Source organism: Streptomyces sp. NPDC031274, from assembly GCF_055570235.1.
Genome location: NZ_JBVIHP010000005.1, coordinates 129,468 through 146,354 on the forward strand (window position 1 = coordinate 129,468; position 16,887 = coordinate 146,354).

At 59.6% G+C, this 16,887-nt stretch carries 21 protein-coding genes; 12 read left to right on the forward strand and 9 right to left on the reverse strand.

Translation table 11 applies throughout. From position 1 onward, the window contains the following. The first annotated feature begins 81 nt into the window (after positions 1 to 81). The 4 genes from ACZ5CR_RS10645 to ACZ5CR_RS10660 all read left to right on the forward strand — a co-directional run bounded on the left by ACZ5CR_RS10645 (position 82) and on the right by ACZ5CR_RS10660 (position 1,226). A complete protein-coding gene (locus ACZ5CR_RS10645) occupies positions 82 to 408 on the forward strand; it encodes a hypothetical protein (RefSeq protein ID WP_468855780.1) in 327 nt (108 codons plus the stop codon). Further along, positions 408 to 629 carry a hypothetical protein gene (locus tag ACZ5CR_RS10650; protein ID WP_468855782.1) on the forward strand — a complete coding sequence of 74 codons (222 nt, stop codon included), beginning with the start codon at positions 408 to 410 and terminating at the stop codon, positions 627 to 629. Before ACZ5CR_RS10645 ends, ACZ5CR_RS10650 begins: the two co-directional genes overlap by 1 nt. 46 nt (positions 630 to 675) lie before the next feature. After that, entirely contained in the window at positions 676 to 915 is a 240-nt protein-coding gene (locus tag ACZ5CR_RS10655) for a hypothetical protein (protein WP_468855785.1), read from the forward strand. A 185-nt stretch (positions 916 to 1,100) separates the two neighbouring features. Beyond that, on the forward strand, positions 1,101 to 1,226 hold the full coding sequence (locus ACZ5CR_RS10660) for a hypothetical protein (protein ID WP_468855786.1): 126 nt from the start codon (positions 1,101 to 1,103) through the stop codon (positions 1,224 to 1,226). 26 nt (positions 1,227 to 1,252) lie between these two features. Here ACZ5CR_RS10660 and ACZ5CR_RS10665 read toward each other — a convergent pair whose 3' ends face one another. After that, complete coding sequence (locus ACZ5CR_RS10665; RefSeq protein WP_468855788.1) at positions 1,253 to 1,804, reverse strand: hypothetical protein; 552 nt, start codon at positions 1,802 to 1,804, stop codon at positions 1,253 to 1,255. Between the two features lie 92 nt (positions 1,805 to 1,896). Between ACZ5CR_RS10665 and ACZ5CR_RS10670 the strand changes: the two genes are divergently transcribed. From ACZ5CR_RS10670 to ACZ5CR_RS10700, 7 genes are all read left to right on the forward strand, one after another. Further along, positions 1,897 to 2,055 carry a hypothetical protein gene (locus ACZ5CR_RS10670; RefSeq protein WP_468855790.1) on the forward strand — a complete coding sequence of 53 codons (159 nt, stop codon included), beginning with the start codon at positions 1,897 to 1,899 and terminating at the stop codon, positions 2,053 to 2,055. A gap of 2 nt (positions 2,056 to 2,057) precedes the next feature. Beyond that, on the forward strand, positions 2,058 to 4,247 hold the full coding sequence (locus tag ACZ5CR_RS10675; RefSeq protein WP_468855793.1) for a type IV secretory system conjugative DNA transfer family protein: 2,190 nt from the start codon (positions 2,058 to 2,060) through the stop codon (positions 4,245 to 4,247). Then, positions 4,240 to 4,572, forward strand: a complete 333-nt coding sequence (locus tag ACZ5CR_RS10680; protein ID WP_468855796.1) for a hypothetical protein — start codon at positions 4,240 to 4,242, stop codon at positions 4,570 to 4,572. The genes ACZ5CR_RS10675 and ACZ5CR_RS10680 overlap by 8 nt, the downstream gene beginning before the upstream one ends. Before the next feature lie 155 nt (positions 4,573 to 4,727). Then, positions 4,728 to 5,252 (forward strand): hypothetical protein, encoded by a 525-nt coding sequence (locus tag ACZ5CR_RS10685; protein WP_468855798.1) that lies wholly within the window; start codon positions 4,728 to 4,730, stop codon positions 5,250 to 5,252. Between the two features lie 148 nt (positions 5,253 to 5,400). Next, positions 5,401 to 6,081: a replication-relaxation family protein gene (locus tag ACZ5CR_RS10690; RefSeq protein WP_468855800.1), complete on the forward strand. Its 681-nt coding sequence runs from the start codon at positions 5,401 to 5,403 to the stop codon at positions 6,079 to 6,081. Between the two features lie 313 nt (positions 6,082 to 6,394). Then, positions 6,395 to 7,600 (forward strand): hypothetical protein, encoded by a 1,206-nt coding sequence (locus ACZ5CR_RS10695; RefSeq protein ID WP_468855803.1) that lies wholly within the window; start codon positions 6,395 to 6,397, stop codon positions 7,598 to 7,600. A gap of 242 nt (positions 7,601 to 7,842) precedes the next feature. After that, a complete protein-coding gene (locus ACZ5CR_RS10700) occupies positions 7,843 to 8,691 on the forward strand; it encodes a hypothetical protein (protein WP_468855806.1) in 849 nt (282 codons plus the stop codon). 264 nt (positions 8,692 to 8,955) lie between these two features. Here ACZ5CR_RS10700 and ACZ5CR_RS10705 read toward each other — a convergent pair whose 3' ends face one another. The 8 genes from ACZ5CR_RS10705 to ACZ5CR_RS10740 form a co-directional block, all read right to left on the reverse strand. After that, complete coding sequence (locus tag ACZ5CR_RS10705; protein WP_468855808.1) at positions 8,956 to 9,807, reverse strand: hypothetical protein; 852 nt, start codon at positions 9,805 to 9,807, stop codon at positions 8,956 to 8,958. Positions 9,808 to 9,911: 104 nt separating this feature from the next. Further along, positions 9,912 to 11,303, reverse strand: coding sequence for a tyrosine-type recombinase/integrase (locus ACZ5CR_RS10710; protein ID WP_468855810.1), 1,392 nt, complete (start codon positions 11,301 to 11,303; stop codon positions 9,912 to 9,914). Next, positions 11,303 to 11,524 (reverse strand): helix-turn-helix domain-containing protein, encoded by a 222-nt coding sequence (locus ACZ5CR_RS10715; RefSeq protein WP_468855812.1) that lies wholly within the window; start codon positions 11,522 to 11,524, stop codon positions 11,303 to 11,305. Before ACZ5CR_RS10715 ends, ACZ5CR_RS10710 begins: the two co-directional genes overlap by 1 nt. Before the next feature lie 78 nt (positions 11,525 to 11,602). Continuing rightward, positions 11,603 to 12,427: a replication-relaxation family protein gene (locus ACZ5CR_RS10720; RefSeq protein ID WP_468855815.1), complete on the reverse strand. Its 825-nt coding sequence runs from the start codon at positions 12,425 to 12,427 to the stop codon at positions 11,603 to 11,605. 115 nt (positions 12,428 to 12,542) lie between these two features. Further along, a complete protein-coding gene (locus ACZ5CR_RS10725; RefSeq protein ID WP_468855818.1) occupies positions 12,543 to 14,768 on the reverse strand; it encodes a type IV secretory system conjugative DNA transfer family protein in 2,226 nt (741 codons plus the stop codon). Positions 14,769 to 15,120: 352 nt separating this feature from the next. Continuing rightward, on the reverse strand, positions 15,121 to 15,600 hold the full coding sequence (locus ACZ5CR_RS10730; RefSeq protein ID WP_468855820.1) for a hypothetical protein: 480 nt from the start codon (positions 15,598 to 15,600) through the stop codon (positions 15,121 to 15,123). 70 nt (positions 15,601 to 15,670) lie between these two features. After that, entirely contained in the window at positions 15,671 to 16,006 is a 336-nt protein-coding gene (locus tag ACZ5CR_RS10735) for a hypothetical protein (RefSeq protein ID WP_468855822.1), read from the reverse strand. Between the two features lie 233 nt (positions 16,007 to 16,239). Then, positions 16,240 to 16,566 (reverse strand): hypothetical protein, encoded by a 327-nt coding sequence (locus ACZ5CR_RS10740; RefSeq protein WP_468855824.1) that lies wholly within the window; start codon positions 16,564 to 16,566, stop codon positions 16,240 to 16,242. A 172-nt stretch (positions 16,567 to 16,738) separates the two neighbouring features. Between ACZ5CR_RS10740 and ACZ5CR_RS10745 the strand changes: the two genes are divergently transcribed. Continuing rightward, entirely contained in the window at positions 16,739 to 16,873 is a 135-nt protein-coding gene (locus tag ACZ5CR_RS10745) for a hypothetical protein (RefSeq protein ID WP_468855827.1), read from the forward strand. The last annotated feature ends 14 nt before the right edge of the window (positions 16,874 to 16,887 follow it).

The window sequence follows — 16,887 nt, forward strand, 5'->3', positions numbered from 1 at the left end:
GGTGACTGGGCGTTGACCTTGCAGCGCAAGGTGGGCGACCTGGATGGTCCTTCCCTCTCTAACGCGAAGGAGATGATCAATATGGGCAACGAACTGACCTTGGGTGGCTTCGGCCAACAGCCGGAACGACGTGGACGACTCAGCCGAGATCAACGGGCCTTGGTGCAGCGGGCCGAGCATGACCGTGACGCCTTGCTGTTCGAGGCCAAGAAGCAGGAGTTCACGGCAGCCCTACGGAAGCGCCAGACGGACAACGCCATGTACGACATCGCGGACGTGACCCACCTGGCACAGGAGCTTGCGGTGGGTAATCCCTATCTGGCCCAGCAGCTCGACATCATCGTCAAGTCGTTCACCCACGAGACGGTGCGGGATCATCGCAGTTTCGGCAACGGGCTCGGCCTCTGATGAACGCCGGAACCGCCGCGCTCGTCGGCACCCTCTTGATCGCCTTCGTCATGCTGGTTGGCTGCCACCTCCACGACAAGGCGGAGGAAAAAAGGGAAGCCCAGCGCAGGTGGCAGCGGGCCCAGGACGCCGCGATGCAGCAAGAGGTTGCGATGCGCGTCCGCAAGTACAACACCATGCACGCGATGCGCCGAACCGCTCGACGGCACCGTGAGCGCTGATCTGAGATCAGCCACCTTCCAACCGATCGCCAGGAGGTGATCCCCCATGTTCCAAGCAGCTAGCGATGGCGGCCAAGCGGGAGGTGGCGCAACTGCGTTCCTCCTGATCGCGCTCACCATCTGGGCACTGTCCCGGCTCGACGGCGATTCGGCAGGACGTGCCAGGCGGGCCAAACGCAAGCGTGAGATAGACGCCATCGTGCGCAGTCGACCCGAGGACGCCGCCATCTTCCGCGAGGTGCTGGACGAACTGGGCCACGAGGACCCGATGAGCAAGCGCCCGTAGCACCGGTCCAGCCTCCCTCTGCATTCGTCCCTGTAAGAGAAGACAGCCAAGTTTCTTGGCCAGCGTCACCCCTGCCTGGCGATCACGACGAAGAGGTCGGGCCGTTGATCCGTCCCTTCAACCCGCAGCCGGCTCCGCCTGGTGAGTCGGCGGATTCCATCAGCGAGCCCAAGGGGGTGATGAACATGAAGAACGAAGTGTGTCCCGAGTGCGACGGCAACACCATGGTCGTTCCTGACGGAGCCGACGAACCCGTTGATTGCCCGACGTGTGGCGGTGACGGCTGGATCGAGGTTGAGGACGACGAGTAGCCGTTCCTCTACGCCACCCCGAGCGCTCAGGCCGCTCGGGGTGGGGCGTCGTCCAACGCCGAGAAGAACTCGGCCTTCAAGAACTCCGTGAAGGCGTCGAACTCTTGGCGCTGCTGTACCAAAAGCTTGCGGTGATCGTCCTTGGTGGCGACGTACGCCAGGTCGGCGCTCTGGGTCGTGAGTCGATAGCCAATGACACCGAAGCCCTGACAGATAAGTCGCTGCGTCGACGGAACATCCCGGTCGGCGTAGAAGCGTTCAAGGTAGCCAAGCAGTCGGGCCAGCTCCGCGGCGTTGTGCTGGATCGCCCGCTTCTTCCAATGCTGCTTCGCCTTCGGGGTGTTGGCCTCTTCGATGCGTTGACGGTCGTGCTGGTTGCTTGGTGAGCGGAACGTGACGTACGGACAGAGCAAGCGGCCGACATGTCCTCCGCACGACGCGTCGGTGTGGATACCGATCAGACGAAGTGCCGTCACCGTTTCCTCGATGTGGCGGTCAACCCGCTTGCCCAGGCCGTCTCGAAACCTGCGGACCGCCCGCTTTTCCTGTTCCCAGATGTTCTTTTGATCCTCTTTCATTCCTTAGAACCATTTTACGACGAGATGCCCAGCTTTACGATCCCCGCCGGCCTCGACGCTGGGTCGGCAGCATCCACCCGAGAGGACACTCCGTGGCAAAGGCCCGGAACTTCCTGCTGTTGCTCCTGCTGGCTTCGTTCACGATTCGCGTGGCTTGGCTGGCCGTTGAACCTCTGCTCCCCTTTGTTGTGAGCGGCCTGGCCGTGCTCCTGGTGTTGGGCTTCATCTACCACCGCATGACGAGGTGGTGACGGTGACGACCCGGATCTACCGTCTGAACTTCCCGTCGAACCTCGGCGCCGACCAAGTGGGTACGTGGCTGCATGCTATTTCCGGCACACTCACCACCGGACCGCGGCGGCTCCTAAACGTCTCGTCCATGGTGTTCGAGGTCGAGGCGCGTGAGACGGGCATCCAGTACCGGTTGGTGGTCCCGGAAGGTACGGCCGATTTCCTGACCGCTCAGCTGCGGGCATTGGTGCCTGGTTCTACCGCCACGCCGGCAGGCGCGGATGATCCGACCCACCAATGGACGGCCGCGGTGGAGCTGGGTCAGACGAACTCACGGCGCGGCCTCGGCACCACGAGCCCCGAGGCCATGTCAGCAAGCCTGCTCGCTTCTTTTCAGGGGCTCGGTCGGAGTGAAGCGCTGCTTCTTCAGTGGGTGGTGTCACCGGCACTTCGACAGCGACCACCGCAGCAACGCGAGGCGGCGGTGCCGACTGGTGTTGGTGGTCGTCTCTTCGGCGGCCGGGTCGACCGCGACCAGATCACCGACCGACGAGCCAAGCTGTCCGAGCCCAACTTTCTCGCTGTCCTCCGTGTGGCCGTGAAGGCGTCGAGCAAGCAACGCAGCGGCCAGCTCGTATCACGCGTACGAACCAGCCTCGCCAGCCTTGGCCATGCCGACAACGGACTCAAGAAGCGGTTGACGACCGCAGGACGCGTGATCTCACGCGTCCACGAACGGGCGGTGCCAACCCTCTTTCCAATGCAGCTGGCCGGCTCCGAGTTGGTCGGCCTGATCTGCTGGCCGGTTGGCAGTCCGCATGTGGCGGGGCTTCCTCGTTCCCGGACACGACAGCTTGCCGCCACGGGGGCGATCCCCCGTACGGGGCGGGTAGTCGCCAGATCCAACTTTCCGGGCAACGAGCGGTTGTTGGCCTTGTCGCCGCTGGAATCGACATGGCATCTACAGGTCGTGGGGCCAACCGGCAGCGGTAAGACGGCGCTGCTGACGAACCTCATCGCACAGGACATGAACGCCGGTCGTGGCGTCATCCTCATCGAGAGCAAGGGCGATCTGTTCAAGGAGGCATTGGCGCGGGTGCCAGAGCACCGGCTCCATGACGTCGTCCTCCTGGACGTGCGCGACACGGATTACCCGCTGGGCTTCAACGTCTTGCAGGGGTCGCCGTACGTGGTGGCCGCCGACATCCAAAGGCTCTTCGACCACCTGTACCCGCAGGACGCCCGAGGTGTAAGGGTTCGACAGGGTTTCTACCACCTGATCCTGACGCTCATGTTGAGCGCTGGGACTGCTGCCCCGATGACGTTCGCGGACATCGGGGCGCTAGCCGTGCCGAGGCCGGATCAGGAGGAGTTCAGCAAGCGGCTGGTTCGAGGTGTCGCGCATATCGAGGAGCTGGCCGCTTGGTGGCAGGGGTTCGGTGACGCGCGGGTGCGGGCAACGCACTTCCAACCGATCCTTGACCGCATCTGGCAGCTCAACAACCGGCCGAGCATCCGGAACATCATTGGGCAGAGCGTGAGCACGGTGAACCTTGGCGACATCATCCGAGATGGGAAGATCCTGCTCGTTAACCTCGGCCGGGCCACCGAGGGCAAGGACACGGCCGGGCTTCTCGGCTCGCTGCTGCTGAACTCGGTGTGGAGTGCGGTACAGGCCGGGGCGGCGAACCCGGCTCAACCAACGATGCTGTACCTCGACGAGTTCCAGGACATGATCAACTTACCGATCTCGCCCGCAGATTGGTTCGCTCAGGCGCGTTCGCTTGGTCTCGCCGTGACCGTGGCGCACCAGTACCTTGGGCAGCTCACTCGTGAACTGCAAGACGCTACCCGGAACAACGCACGGTCGACCGTCGCCTTCCAGACCTCTGCCGATGAAGCCCGAGATTTCGCGCGCCAGTTCGGCCACAGTGTCACCGAGGAGGACTTCACCAGCCTGGGTCGATTCGAAATCCTGGCCCGTCTGGCGACGAGTGACGGAGTGAGTGCACCCGTAACTGGCCTCACGCTGCCACCTGTTGATGCGACGGGCTTTGCCGACGACGCACGGCGCCGGTCGAGAGCGGCTTACGGCCGTTCCGCGGCAGCGGTGAACGAGGAGATTAAGCAGCGGCGTGGCGGTCAGCCGGCCTCAGCGGCACCTACCCGCCGACCGCGCTTCGGTGGACCGAGGAGTTCAAGCGATGCGTAGCGTACAGAACCTGCTGTCGGAACTGGCCTACTTCAGCCGGAGCATTGAATACCTCGGGGATGTTCTGAGCGACATCGAGGCAGTGGCGGAGCGGCTTGGTCGACGCCAAGGAGATGACCCACTCCTTGAAGGAATGGTCGAGCACGAAACCAACGTGTGGGGCCGCCGCCATAAAGCACCAGTGCGATGCCGCGACGCGTACCGCCGAAGCCTGGCGCGAACGGATGGAAGGGCTGGAGACGTAGGCGAAACCCGGGAGTTACCTTTCCAGCCGAACGCCCATTCGACAGATGACTTCCTGTCAGGCAGTTTTGTCACCAGATAGCAACGGGTCAAAGCGCTAGGAGTGATCATGTAGGGCTCTGGCGAACATGAGTACAAACATCATCCCGCAGACCGAGCGGGACCATAGTTCTGGGGGGAACCGTGAGTACTGACACGCGACCAGTATGGGCAAGCGTCGTCATCGGAGGAGTCGCTGTGATCGTTTCCATCGCCGGTCTGGGTGTGGCCTGCAAGGCGAAGAACGACACCGATGAGCTGCGAGCCAAGGACACTCGCGAGGCTCAGATCAAGCAGATCTACTACTCAATTGAGGCCAGCGAAAAAGGAATTACCGTAACCAACCCAAGCGGCGCGGCCATCAAAAACCTCGTCGTTCGCCTGTCTTACTCGCAGAATCAATATCGCTACGTTACCCTCACAGTCCTCGAAGCATGCACGCGCTGGGAACTCACAGACGCCAACCTCAAAGTCTCCGTTCCCAAACTGCCCGCGCTTCCGGGTGGCGCGTCTGGGTTTATCAGCAGCAGTAACCGCGATGCTTTGGAAATTTCACTCAAGGATTCCCGAGGGGTGGTTTGGACTCTTTCGGAGCGACCATATCGATCCGGCGGCTACTGGAAAACAAACTACAAGACCGATCACGAGTCGGGTTCATTCGTACAGAACAAGACGACACTCCCCTCCACTAGTTGGAAAACTCTAGAAGGCTGCACTGTCTGACCGGTGACTTCCGCTTCCGTTCCTCATGAAGTATCCGACGTAGGCGAACCCCGTAGCTCAGGGGTAGGCGAACCGTAGGTCTACCCCTATACCTGTAGCCAGTCTGACCAGCGAAGACACCGTGGCCTATCCGGACGGAGGACGGACGTTGGAACTGACCGACCGCGACCTATCCGTACTCAGGCTCACGCACGTCTTCTCTCAGGTGGCTTCAACCCACGTCACTGAGCTGCTGTTTGGGGATCGGTCGCACTCGGTTCCCGACAAGGTGCTCGGCCGGTTGGTGCGGCTTGGCTACCTGTCACGGGTTGGTCGGAGAGCCACCGGCACCAAGGGTGGGGCAGGGGCGTTCGTCTACCAGCTCGGCCGCGCTGGCCGCTTGCTCCTGGACGTCGACGGGCGCTTATCGCCCAACGTCAACAACCACGCCCTCATGATTGCCGACACCTACTTGGAACTACGGCGAGCGGAGAAGGCTGGCGTCCTCACGGTCACCGCTTGGGAGGTTGAACGGCCCGTTCCTCCAAGCGTCCGCGCTGATTTGTACGTAGCGCTGGACTTCCCTCAGCAGGGACGCAGCAGCTCATTCTTCTTAGAGATCGACCTGAGTACCGAACAGCCAGCACGTATCCGGGAGAAGGTGGCGGGGTACTGGCGGGCCGTCGAGGCAAGCACCGCCGACTACTTCCCGTACGTCGTGTTTGTAGTACGGCAGCAGATACGCAAGAACGAACTCACCCGCATCTTCCGGCAGTTCCCAGAGGAGCAACAGGAGATGATGCGGGTGTTTCTCATGGGAGAGCTGATATCTGAGTTACTACACCTCTAAGGTGTTGTCGATAGTACGACGCTAACGGAGGTGAAGAGTGTTGATCAACAGAGGTAGAAGGAGGATAATGGAAGTAGAGATAAAGAGGATTCAGCCATGGCTCGACGAGCAAGAAAACCGCTACTGCCACAACTTATTTGGGGACCACGAAGGCGAATTTTCCGACGCAGAGCCCATGTGGTGGTTGTGCGAATCCCGGCTGAACCTGCCATACAGGCCAGGCTCCAAGGGGACGTGTTTTTAGCGTCGACCATCGGGGGAATAATCACAGCTATATTTTGGCTTGCCGGATAGCCTCACTCTGGAGGAGAAAATGTCAGCAGTTCTGGACCAAGAGATTCAGCGCGTCAACGATGCTACTCGCACAATGATCGATGCGTACTGTCAATGGAACGGGAAGATCGGCACTGGCGAGATTGAATACTCCTTGTATGGAGATCTTTTCGATTTCGTGAACTTTCGAATCGAAACAGCAGACAGTTGTCTCTTGCTCCTGGAGCGTGACAGGGTGGCCGACTCTCTCGGGCTGAGTAGGCCACTGCTAGAGAATTACCTCATCTTCATGCTTATGTGTCGCGGTCACAAGTTCTTCCAATTGCAGGACTTGTCAGCCGAGTCCCTGACCGAAGGACAGTTCAAGGCACGAGTCAAAGAAGCGCAAGAGGAGTTGGAAAGACTTAAGTCCGCCGACACTGCCCCTTACATTGATGTAAAGAGATACCCGCGGGCCAAGCATAGGATCATGTATGTCTTTGAGGGGTTGAAGGACAAGGATGACCCTACCCACATGGTCCCTGTTCACTTTTTCCAGTTCCAAGAATTCCAGCCTGAGCTGATGCGCCTCAAGGATAACAAGTACTTCCAGTACTACGAGCACAGTAAGGACACAAAGAAGGCTATTCAAGGGCACGTAGACGCCGAGGCGTGGCGATACAAGCACTACCTTGCCTACGATGCGCTGCTCCACAACCTTGAGATCAACGACATCATCGATGCTGGAGTGAATGCCAGAATCGAAGCCCACTACACCTTCCTCGGCAAGTTTGTTCATCCAACGAAGGATGCCGCCCGCGACTTGCATGAGAGGAGTAACTGGCATAGCCGTAGTACTGGAATCGGTATTGATCAACCTTACGAACGTCAGGCCAAGCTGCTTGCGTCGCTGTACCTATGTCACCTCGTGGCTGGCCTTCTCGATGAGATCGCAGGTCTCATCGAGAAGGCACCTTCCAAGTACATCGCTGATGCAGGTACTGAGGACCTCCGTCGCGCGACGGCGCGTGTCCCCGAGGAGTTTGGCTACTTCTGGTTCCTATTCAACGAGCCGCCGCGCTACGACCGATTCAACTACTGCGTGCATCATGCCACCCGGCAACAGGTAGAGGGATGGGGTGGATACGCGAATGTGCCGATCGAACTGGTTCCGTTCAATAAGAACATCTACAGAAACTTTAAGAACGCCCTCAACAGTCAGCGAACTGTTCTCTACGCCTACCAGTCACCGCTACCCGGCATGTAGCTCTATTCGACGGCGTCTCTGCTCATCCAGGTGGGGCAGGGCGTTCATTGTTCCCACCGGAGTGGGTCCATCGCCGGTCCTTCCGTTGCTCGCGGTGACGTGGTGGGCGTGTCCACTTAAGCGGCACCAGGAAAGCGAGCAGGAGGTAGGGAACTCAACCTGTCCGATCACAGAGGAGGCTGCCGACTTCGAGGTGTGGATACCCACTGGTTCACGCCACTCCAGCGCCGTAGCCTGCTGGGATGAAGCCCAGAGACGTGGTCGCCATCCTCAACGTACCTAAGGCTGAGCGGTTCGAACTCATCGCTGAGGGTCTTGGGTTGCTTGCCGAACATGTCGGCACGCTTCGGGATGACCTCATTCACCTCCAAGAGGCTGGGCGCAGTCGAGGTGCGGCAGTGATTGATGGCCTCGCCAGCGAGGAGGCGGCGAAGATGCTGATTCTCCTCGATGTCGTGCGTATGGGCTGGTCTGACGCCGAGGCGGTACGAGACCAGATGCGGCAGTTCTACAGTCACCTGGCTCGTGGCATCTATGTACGCGTCATCGCGGGACGCCCGGCGGATCGTGCTGAGGTGCGGAACTACACGGAGACTCTGCGTCGCAGCCTCTATCTTGACGGCCCAAACGACGTCGACTGGATCTTTCGGAACAGTATTGAGGCTGACCGTGAAGAGCGGCTGTACGTCGACTACGTGACGAACGAGGGTGACAGTGCGTGGATCACCCCGGCCGCCGTCGATGACCAGTGGCTGTCTCACTGGCCCAGTATGGTGATTGACCTGGCTCTTGCTCTCCATCGCTTCGGCTGTACGACGAAGAAGGGCTTGGAGATCATCGCTAAGGAGTGGTCAGGCGTGACTCTGACAGACGACACGCACTGGGGTGTAGTGGAGACGACCAACCAGAGCATCTTGGAAAAGCTCGAAGCTGCCGGTCTCTTTAGTGCTGATCTGACACAGCGGGACCTACGCCTTGCTCGCGAGCAGTGGACGTTCCCGCTCGGTGGGATCGACCTCAGCGCGATCAAGGTTACGAAGACGGAACTCGTCGCTGAGCGAGACCGTTGGGCTGCCGATCAGTGGTCATAAGTCCTGCCGGTCTCTGATCGCGATAAGCCAGGTACTTACGCGAGTCCTCACGTCTTCACACGTGGGAGGTGCCCCCGGCCTAGAACAACGCCCCGCCCCGTCGGGCGCGCGGCATCACGAGCTGGTGCAGGTAGCAGGTCGGATCGATTACATCCACAACGAGGGCGCGATAGCTGATGGTTGTGCAGATCCATCACCGATAGCAGGCATGGTGGCTCCTGCTGTTCTTGGGCCTCAGGCCGGCGCAGCATTGAACAGCTCGAACTACGCTGGCGTGGGACGGTCACCTCGTAATCGAACCACCTTGAATACCGCCATGCTCACTAGCATCGGTGAAGGGCCACCACCGATGGGGTGGTTATCGATGGTGCCCGCGTAGACGGCGAGTCCCTTGCCGTTCAACTCGTCCAGGAGGCCGGTGATACCTCGTTGAGCGTCCCGCACAGAAGAGCGAGATACTTCAATGTCCTCAGAAATCTCAAGGCAGTCCGTGAAGGTCTGCACGGCAGCGTCGATGAGGTCCTCCTCTTCCTCCGTGCAACCGTCTGGCTCGACTGCTGGCATCCAAGCCTCGGAGATGGAGAGGATCGGCCAGAGATCACGTCCCGTCTTGATGTGGATGAGCCGTACGGCTTGAGGCTTATCCGAAGACTTCGGCTTGGTGGTCGTCGTGATGACGTCGATGATCTTGTCGACCTGCCCCTGCTTGAGCTTGCTGATCTCATCGGCAAGCCTCTTGAGTCCCCAGACCTCGATGGTGACGTCGGGGTACAGGGGGCGAAGCGTGTTGTCGACGAACTGGTCGACCTCGCCGGGCAACGTGTCGTTCGTGAGGAAGCGCCACACCTTCACCTCCCGGTGCTCCTTGAGGCAGCCCTCCAAGTCACCGCGGATCTTGCCCTTGGTCTTGGCGAACGTCTCACCGCGAGTTGCGTGCGCCGCGAAGAACACCCGGGCCTTCGGGCAGTAGCCGTCGTTCTTGGTGTCGCCCCTCGGCCCAGCCGCCCGCACGGGCTGGTAGTCGCCGGGGTAGAGCTCCAACCCGAGTCGATCCATGCAGTCTTGGAAGGCATTGCCCTCAAGTCGAAGGAGCTGGCCTTCCACGAGCTTCCGCAACGAGTTTTGATCCACAGCAGCATTACCGCACAGCTCACGTGTGCCGCGCAGCTAGGTGGGGCGGATCAACTGACCGTGGCCGGCGTCAGATTGGTCAGCTCGATCTACGCGGCAAGCTCCGGCTCCTCGCCCCTGGTTTCTTTGACGGCAGCGCTGACGGCAACGACACCCATCAACCACCGTCTGCGGCTTTCCTGCAAGAAGCTGTCCACCTCTATTACGCGCTCCTGCACTCCACCCCGAACTGGCATGTTCCGAGTTAGAGTCCCTGTACCCGCACCAAAGAATGACCCCAGTAGAGATGCTGGGTTTTTTCTTGTTTGACGGCTACTTTGACGGCTACCACTGCCGTCAACCACATCCGGTGACGCCCGCAGCAAAGCGACGGACGGAAGCACGCTCTTCCCTACGCGTTGCATGGCGCTGCGGCGTGAGTCCATTGTGTCGTGCTGATAGATCTGTTGTGTGATGGAGATGTTGCTATGGCCGAGTATGAGCTGAGCATCGCGTGCTGGTACACCTAGATCTTTAAGAATTGTCGCGGCAGTGTGACGCAAGTGGTGTAGCTTAATCTTCCTTAGGTTGTACTGAGTGCAGACGGCAAAGAAAGCTTCCGTGAGCTTGTTTGGTTCGATTGAGTTCCCGGTGGAGGTAGTGAAGACAAGATCGTCCTCCGACGTGTTCAGGTGATGGGCTCCGTATCCCGCTAACTCCGCGAGTACGGCTGGAAGTAACGGTAGATCTCGTCGTCCGGCCCGCGTTTTAAGCGGACCTATATAGATAGTTTTGTTTGCGCGAACTACTTGTTGGCGAATCCGTATGACGGATGTTTTAGTGTCTATGTCCTTCCAGCGCAGCCCGAGCACTTCACCACGACGCAAACCATAGAGTGCGACGAGCAAGAACGCCGGATACCACCTATGACCTTTGGCGGCATTAAAGAATTGCGTAACCTCGCTGGGAGTCCACGGTTCAATGTCGTCACTCTCACGACCAGGGAGCTTTACGAGCCGCGCCACATTCCGAGTCAATAGCTCTTCATGCATTGCCTGGCTGAGTGCCGAGCTGAGTGTTTCCTTGAGCATTTGTACTTTGCGGACCGAACGGCCATTCCCTAGTTCCCGATTTAAGAACTGCTGGAGTACGGGTACGGTTATTTGGGTGAGTCGCAATGCACCGAGGCCAGGCTTAAGATAGTTCCGTACATTACCCTCGTACGCCTCATAAGTTGTTGGTCGCCGATTGGGCTTGATGACGGATTCTAGCCAATAGTCGAGGTAGTCCCCGAGCAGCCAGCTCCTCTCTGCTGCCGGTACCCCCTGATCGTTCTTTGCTTTGGCTTCTGTCAGTTTTGTGTGTACCTCGGCGCGGGTCGCGCCATAGACGCGTACCCGCTTTTGTGTACCAGCGGTTGTGAGGACGTAGACGGCACCTTCGTACCGTCCGTCCTTCCGTCGGTAGATCGTGCCCTCGCCGTTTGCATTACAGCGAGCCATCAGGCAAAGGACTCCCGCTGCTCTAGCTGCTGGATGTACGACCGTATAGCGCCAGTCGGTATGAACCGGCGTCTTCCGATCTGCACCGACCCCAGGAGGTGGGAGCGGATCAGGTCGTACAGCTTCCATTTACTGATCCGAAGACGCAAGTACGCCTCGCGTACTGTCAGAAGTTCAGGGGTCTCAACCCCCATGTTGGTCCGTGTGATTTCATCTCTCATAAGTTTCTCCTTCCAGTTAAACGCTTTTGGTTCGGTTTGTTAAGACTCAGGGTGGGCTGCGGCATTGTGGTTTCGTCATCATGCGGCCGCTCCTTGAGTACCTCCGCTCAGCAGCTTCGCGCTGTTGCCGAGGATGCCGACAGCAAACAACTGTTGTGCGTCAGTGGCGAGCTTCTTGATGACGCTGGTAATGCGCTCGGCTCGGTGCTCGTTCTGCACCAGCCACACGACTTTCGGGAAGACGCCGTGCCACTGTTGCTCGACGCCGCTACGCCAGTAGTCGATGTACCGCTGACTCTTGCGCTGGATGGTCGGTAGCGTCTCGGTGGTCATGTCGACCTCGATGAACGCGCTGTGCTCGATGGCCGCCGTGCCTATCCGTACGAAGGCGTCAGGCTTGACCTGAACCAACTCACCACCGGGGCCGGTGAAGTGGCGCCAGGCGGCTGGTTCAGCGTCGTACGTCAGGAGGTCACCGTGACCTAGCCGGTGCTGCTCGACCAGTTGGACGTACAGTTCTGAGACTTCGAGCATGTGGTCTTGGAAGTACGGCTTCGACTCCCAGACGCGGCGACGCTTGCCGCCGAGCGGGCCGCTCGTGTCGAGGACGGCTTGTCCCAGGCCACTCAAGCCGTAGATGTAGCCGGATGACCCCGCCCGGATGCCGCCGATGGTTCGAGAGAACCGCGTCACGAGGCCAAGCTCCGTAAGTCGGGTGAGCAAGAGCTGAGCTCGACGTGTCCTTGCTGCTGGCGATCCATCCGTCACGAGCAGGCGTTGCAGTTGTCGAAGACTGGCCAGTCGCACCCTCTGCAAGATGCCGAGGACGGCAAAGTCACGCTCGCTGAGCCGCTTGCGCAGCCGAGCCACCCGCGCCGTCGGGATCGAGGACGGTCTCACCATAAGGAGACTCCTGTAGGTGAGATATTCGCTGGCGCTCGTTCTTCCGGAACAGAGAGGAGGTGACCAGCGCGACCAACACGGAGCGAAGGCCGACGCGAACCACGGAGCGAAGTCCTCATGACTGCCTCCGTGGCTGCTGGCCAATCGGCGCGTTGGACGTCGAGGGCTCTCCTTGCCAGCGCCGTTGTAGTTCGTCGTCCAGGTCGGAGCCGACCACCCCGTACCGTGACGCGCTCTCGCGTCGTAGGTCGGTGGGATCACTGAACACCTGGCTGTCCGGTGGGAGCGTGCGGATCAGGAACGGAGCGCTCGGCGCTCGGTTCACCAGGACTTCGGCGTACGCCTCGTGCGCTCCGAGTAGTGCGAGGTCATCCGCCACCAGCCCGCCGCCAAGGACGTTTGCCAGTCCGGACGCGTCGTCAGTGCTTGGACGGAAGGCGACACGGTTACGGGCGTTGGCGGTGATCCCGGCCCGCATCTTGGGCGTGAGCTGGCTCATGTGCTGATGTGCCACGGTGAGGCCGACACCAAGTCCGCGTGCCTGGGCGAACAGGTCGCCGAGGTCTACCGGGAGTCGTAGGTAGTTTTGGACCTCGTCGATGACCACCATGGCCGGCTGACGGTGGTTCGCAGGAACCAACGCCCGGCGCTGCATCGCCTGCCAGAGCTGCATCACCAGGAGCGCGCCGAGGAGTTGCGCTGTCTCCGCGCCGATGACCCCGGTGTTCAAGTTCACCAGCACGATGCGCGGACGGTGGAACAGTTCGTCCAGGTTGAACCGCGGGCGCGCTTGACCGAGCAGTCTTCGGATCGGCGTGCGGGTCAAGAAGGCACGCGTCTTGTTGAGGACGGGCGCGACGACTTGTTGCCGCTCGGCTTCCGAGAGGCCGTCGTACCAGGCGAAGAATGGTGCCAGGACGAGCGGGTCACTCACGGCTGCGAGCATGCGACGCCGGAGGGTTGCGTTGGTCAGCAGGACTGGAAGGTCGGCAAGTGTCCCTTGGTTGCTGCGGGCAAGCGCAATGAAGCCGTGCAGGAGAACGTCGCTGCTACGTGGCCCCATGCTGTTGCCGTAGAGCTCGCGGAACAAATGCAACAGGTGGTCGGCACGCTGCTCGGCGTCCTCGGATGATCCGGCTAGCGGGTTGAAGCCGACGACCTTCTCGGCCTGGCCCGGCTCGATGACCACAACATCCTTACGTCGCTCCGCGGGCACGCCGGCCAGGATCGCTTCTACGAGGTCGCCTCGGGGTTCGAGAACGAAGACACTTCGACCGGCGCGGACGTCGGCTTGGATCAGCCGATCCAGCAGCGTTGATTTGCCGCTTCCTGTCGGCCCCACGACATGCAGGTGGTGGAGTGCACTTTCTATCGGTAGCGTGACCAGTTGGTCGCGCTGACTTGGCTGTAGGCCGGCGCCGAGGACACGCTCGCTCCGTTGATGGCGTCCTTCTACCGGCGCGACGATCTGTGGTGGCGCTGGGTACTGACGACCGCGACGCGTGAGCCGTGACCCAGCTCCATCTACCGGCCAGCCGATCACCCCAGCAAGCTCAGCCACGTTGAGGACGCCCGACCACCGGTTGTTCGCGGTGGCGTGGTCGAGCTGGTGGACGCTGCGGGAGGTAGGTCGAGTAATCCAGAGTTCACCGTGACTGCTACTGGCAAGCTGGAGCGCTTCGCCCAGGCGTTGTATCAAAAGGCGAGCGGCTTCACCGTCACGAGCTCGGGCACCGATCCGGCCCCGAACTAAAAGAAGCGGCTCCAGAGCTTTCTGCTTCCAGAGCCGCTTGTCGTCGGCTGTCTCGTGAGCCACGGCGACCAGGCCGAGGGCACGAGCGATGTTGAACTGCTGCGGTTTCCTACGCCTCGTCTGGGCTGGCCCGATGACCCACTGGATGACGACGGCCTGCCTCTTAGGCAGATGATTCATGATGTCGAGGAGTCCGGCCGTGATGCTGGCGGCCATGTCCGTACGGACAGGCTGCGCGAGATTCGACAGCCGGACATCGGCCGCGACCACGGGCACGGGTCGCAACGGCTGATCCAAGGGAATCAACACCAGGCCGGGAAGCTGCGCCTGCATCTGACCGGGCAGCGCACCGGCAATGCGGTGGTCGAGCCCGACCCACCAGCGGATGTCACCACCGGATGATGCCCGCAACTCAAGGACGGTCGCCGGCGTCTGCTTGAGCCAGCCGACCAAGGGTCGGTAGGCCAGCGGCTGAAGAGCCTTGACTCCGTCGGCCGCGGTCAGCTCGTGAGGGAAATGAAGCTCGAACCAGTGCAGGTTCGTTGCTGGCTTCGCTTTAGGGTTTCTGTTGTTCTCTTTTATAGGCACCCCTCCTTTCAGTTACACACGAAATCTCCAAGTCGAGAGACACACAAAATAAGATCAACGCTCGGTGAGTGCTGGACTAGCGCAGTGATACTGCTCGGCTTGTTGCGGGATTGGGGCGACCGTCTATGATCGCGCTCACTCCTACATCTCACTATGGGGAGGGTGCTATACAAATACAAGTATCTAGGCGGGGATTACAACACCGGTGCGAATAATGTCAACGGGGGTAGGGGTGTTGGTGAGACGTGAGAAAGTATCACAGTGCAAGCCCTAAGCAAGGCGGAATTAAGGCGCTTCACAGAAACGTTGCACATTCGTCGCAGGGGGGCTAGGGGGCGCAGTGATTGTCGTTCTAATGAGATTCTTCAAGTAGCGAACGTTCTTGAAGCAAGCGACTCACGCTTGTTTCTAATAGGCCAACAGGCATACCGGTTGCGCGAAGATTATCCATGTACTGCTCAAGGGTTACTATATTTACACTCTGGTCCGGCTCGTGAGGCACGTCCCGCACCGTACGTTCGACTAGGACGTAAATGCAGACAATATCTTCTACTCTTCCTGGCGTGTCATCCGCATAACTAAAGATTGCGAGACTTTCGCGGACCAATTCGCGGTAACTCACTAGCTCCAAGTTGTTGTTATGTAGCGCTTCGGCTAGCTGTAACGTCAGATCCTTGTGACGATCTAACTTGATAGTTAATGTGTCGGCATAAAAAGCGTCGAGTTCGTCTTCTGTGATGAGCTGAAGGAAGCCATCTTTAGTCACCTCAATCAATAAGGTGACAGCGCTTGTGTTCGATTTCTCAAATGGTTGGGTGAAGTTCTTTTTCATAATCTCTCTAATTTTACGCGGTTGCCCGTCATCTCACAATGAGATGACGGGCAACCTTGGTCGGCACTTTTTAGGCGCCGGGGCCGCTATACATCCCGCGGTCCTTCACGTTGGCGTTGGGTCCTCGCCCCTTGCCATAGTGGTTGTGGCCGGAGCTCCTCCAGAACAGTGACATGCTTCGATTGCTGGCGTCGATATGACCGTCAGCCAGAAGCACTTCACCCTCCTTCGATCCCCATCCGAGGGCGAAGGTCACCGGCTTGTTGTCGATGTAGCCGTGTTCTGCGTCCTGCCAGCCACCGCTGTGACCGCGCGTCTGCTGGTCCTCGTCGTCCCGGGCGATCTTCTCGATCTCGGCGTTCGACAGCCGATGTCCTGCGCCACGTCCTCCGCGCCCACGTCCCATAGGAATCTACTCCTCAGGTAATGCCATACTCGACAGTCGAGTAAGTCCGGGTTTCTCCCGTCCTGCAATTAGTTATGACAGATATCTACAATTCTGCAAACCGTAGAATTTACAACATCTACTCTCTGTTGGAGCTAGTAAAAAGCCCCCGTTCCAACATCCTTCAATGTCAGAACGGGGGGTGTTCCGTCTCAACTGCCGGGAGCGTTGGCAGGAGACGAAAATAGGGGGGGTTACCCGTTGCCGTTACCGACACGGGTTCCAGGGACACGACCACGGGTACCGCGTGCTTCCTTGAGCACCTTCGGCATATCCGGTGCAGCCTTGTTGAACTCCTCCAGCGGGACGTACACGTCACGCTTGGTTCCGTCGGGCATCGTGACCTCACAGATCACGAGGTCATCGCTGATGTCCGAGAACGACTTGAGTTCGGGGACGAGGACGTCCAGCGCCTTGGGCTGGTCAATGTCCGGGTGCTGCCGGACGACGACCGCAGCAAACTGCTTGTCATCGCCTTCTTTTCCGGTCAGGTCGGAAACCTTCTTACTGACGATTGCCATTTCTGCTCCACTCGGGTTGGGTAGGTTCCGGGCCGGCTTGTTCCTGGCCCTATATCCATTTATGCACTTTCAACAGGGGTATTAATAGAGAGTTTGACGTAACCACAACACCGAAACGAACACAGAAAACGGGGGTTGTCGTACAATGGAAAAGTAAGCGGAGAACGAGAAGATGAACGACGATCCAGCTATGAGCGAGTGGCTAGAAAAATCCACACAAGCAAGCGGCGTGCCCACTCAGATAGAAGACCAGGTCGTGATTGCCCAAGTCAATCAACTGGTCCAAGGGCAGCAAATAGAAGAGTAGGCGAACGCGCAAAG

Coding starts and splice junctions, on each gene's coding strand:
- ACZ5CR_RS10660 (WP_468855786.1), top strand. CDS start 1,101: ATGAAGAACGAAGTGTGTCCCGAGTGCGACGGCAACACCATGGTCGTT.
- ACZ5CR_RS10680 (WP_468855796.1), top strand. CDS start 4,240: ATGCGTAGCGTACAGAACCTGCTGTCGGAACTGGCCTACTTCAGCCGG.
- ACZ5CR_RS10730 (WP_468855820.1), bottom strand. CDS start 15,600: ATGAAAAAGAACTTCACCCAACCATTTGAGAAATCGAACACAAGCGCT.
- ACZ5CR_RS10695 (WP_468855803.1), top strand. CDS start 6,395: ATGTCAGCAGTTCTGGACCAAGAGATTCAGCGCGTCAACGATGCTACT.
- ACZ5CR_RS10720 (WP_468855815.1), bottom strand. CDS start 12,427: ATGGTGAGACCGTCCTCGATCCCGACGGCGCGGGTGGCTCGGCTGCGC.
- ACZ5CR_RS10715 (WP_468855812.1), bottom strand. CDS start 11,524: ATGAGAGATGAAATCACACGGACCAACATGGGGGTTGAGACCCCTGAA.
- ACZ5CR_RS10735 (WP_468855822.1), bottom strand. CDS start 16,006: ATGGGACGTGGGCGCGGAGGACGTGGCGCAGGACATCGGCTGTCGAAC.
- ACZ5CR_RS10655 (WP_468855785.1), top strand. CDS start 676: ATGTTCCAAGCAGCTAGCGATGGCGGCCAAGCGGGAGGTGGCGCAACT.
- ACZ5CR_RS10650 (WP_468855782.1), top strand. CDS start 408: ATGAACGCCGGAACCGCCGCGCTCGTCGGCACCCTCTTGATCGCCTTC.
- ACZ5CR_RS10740 (WP_468855824.1), bottom strand. CDS start 16,566: ATGGCAATCGTCAGTAAGAAGGTTTCCGACCTGACCGGAAAAGAAGGC.
- ACZ5CR_RS10710 (WP_468855810.1), bottom strand. CDS start 11,303: ATGGCTCGCTGTAATGCAAACGGCGAGGGCACGATCTACCGACGGAAG.
- ACZ5CR_RS10745 (WP_468855827.1), top strand. CDS start 16,739: ATGAACGACGATCCAGCTATGAGCGAGTGGCTAGAAAAATCCACACAA.
- ACZ5CR_RS10665 (WP_468855788.1), bottom strand. CDS start 1,804: ATGAAAGAGGATCAAAAGAACATCTGGGAACAGGAAAAGCGGGCGGTC.
- ACZ5CR_RS10645 (WP_468855780.1), top strand. CDS start 82: ATGGGCAACGAACTGACCTTGGGTGGCTTCGGCCAACAGCCGGAACGA.
- ACZ5CR_RS10700 (WP_468855806.1), top strand. CDS start 7,843: ATGAAGCCCAGAGACGTGGTCGCCATCCTCAACGTACCTAAGGCTGAG.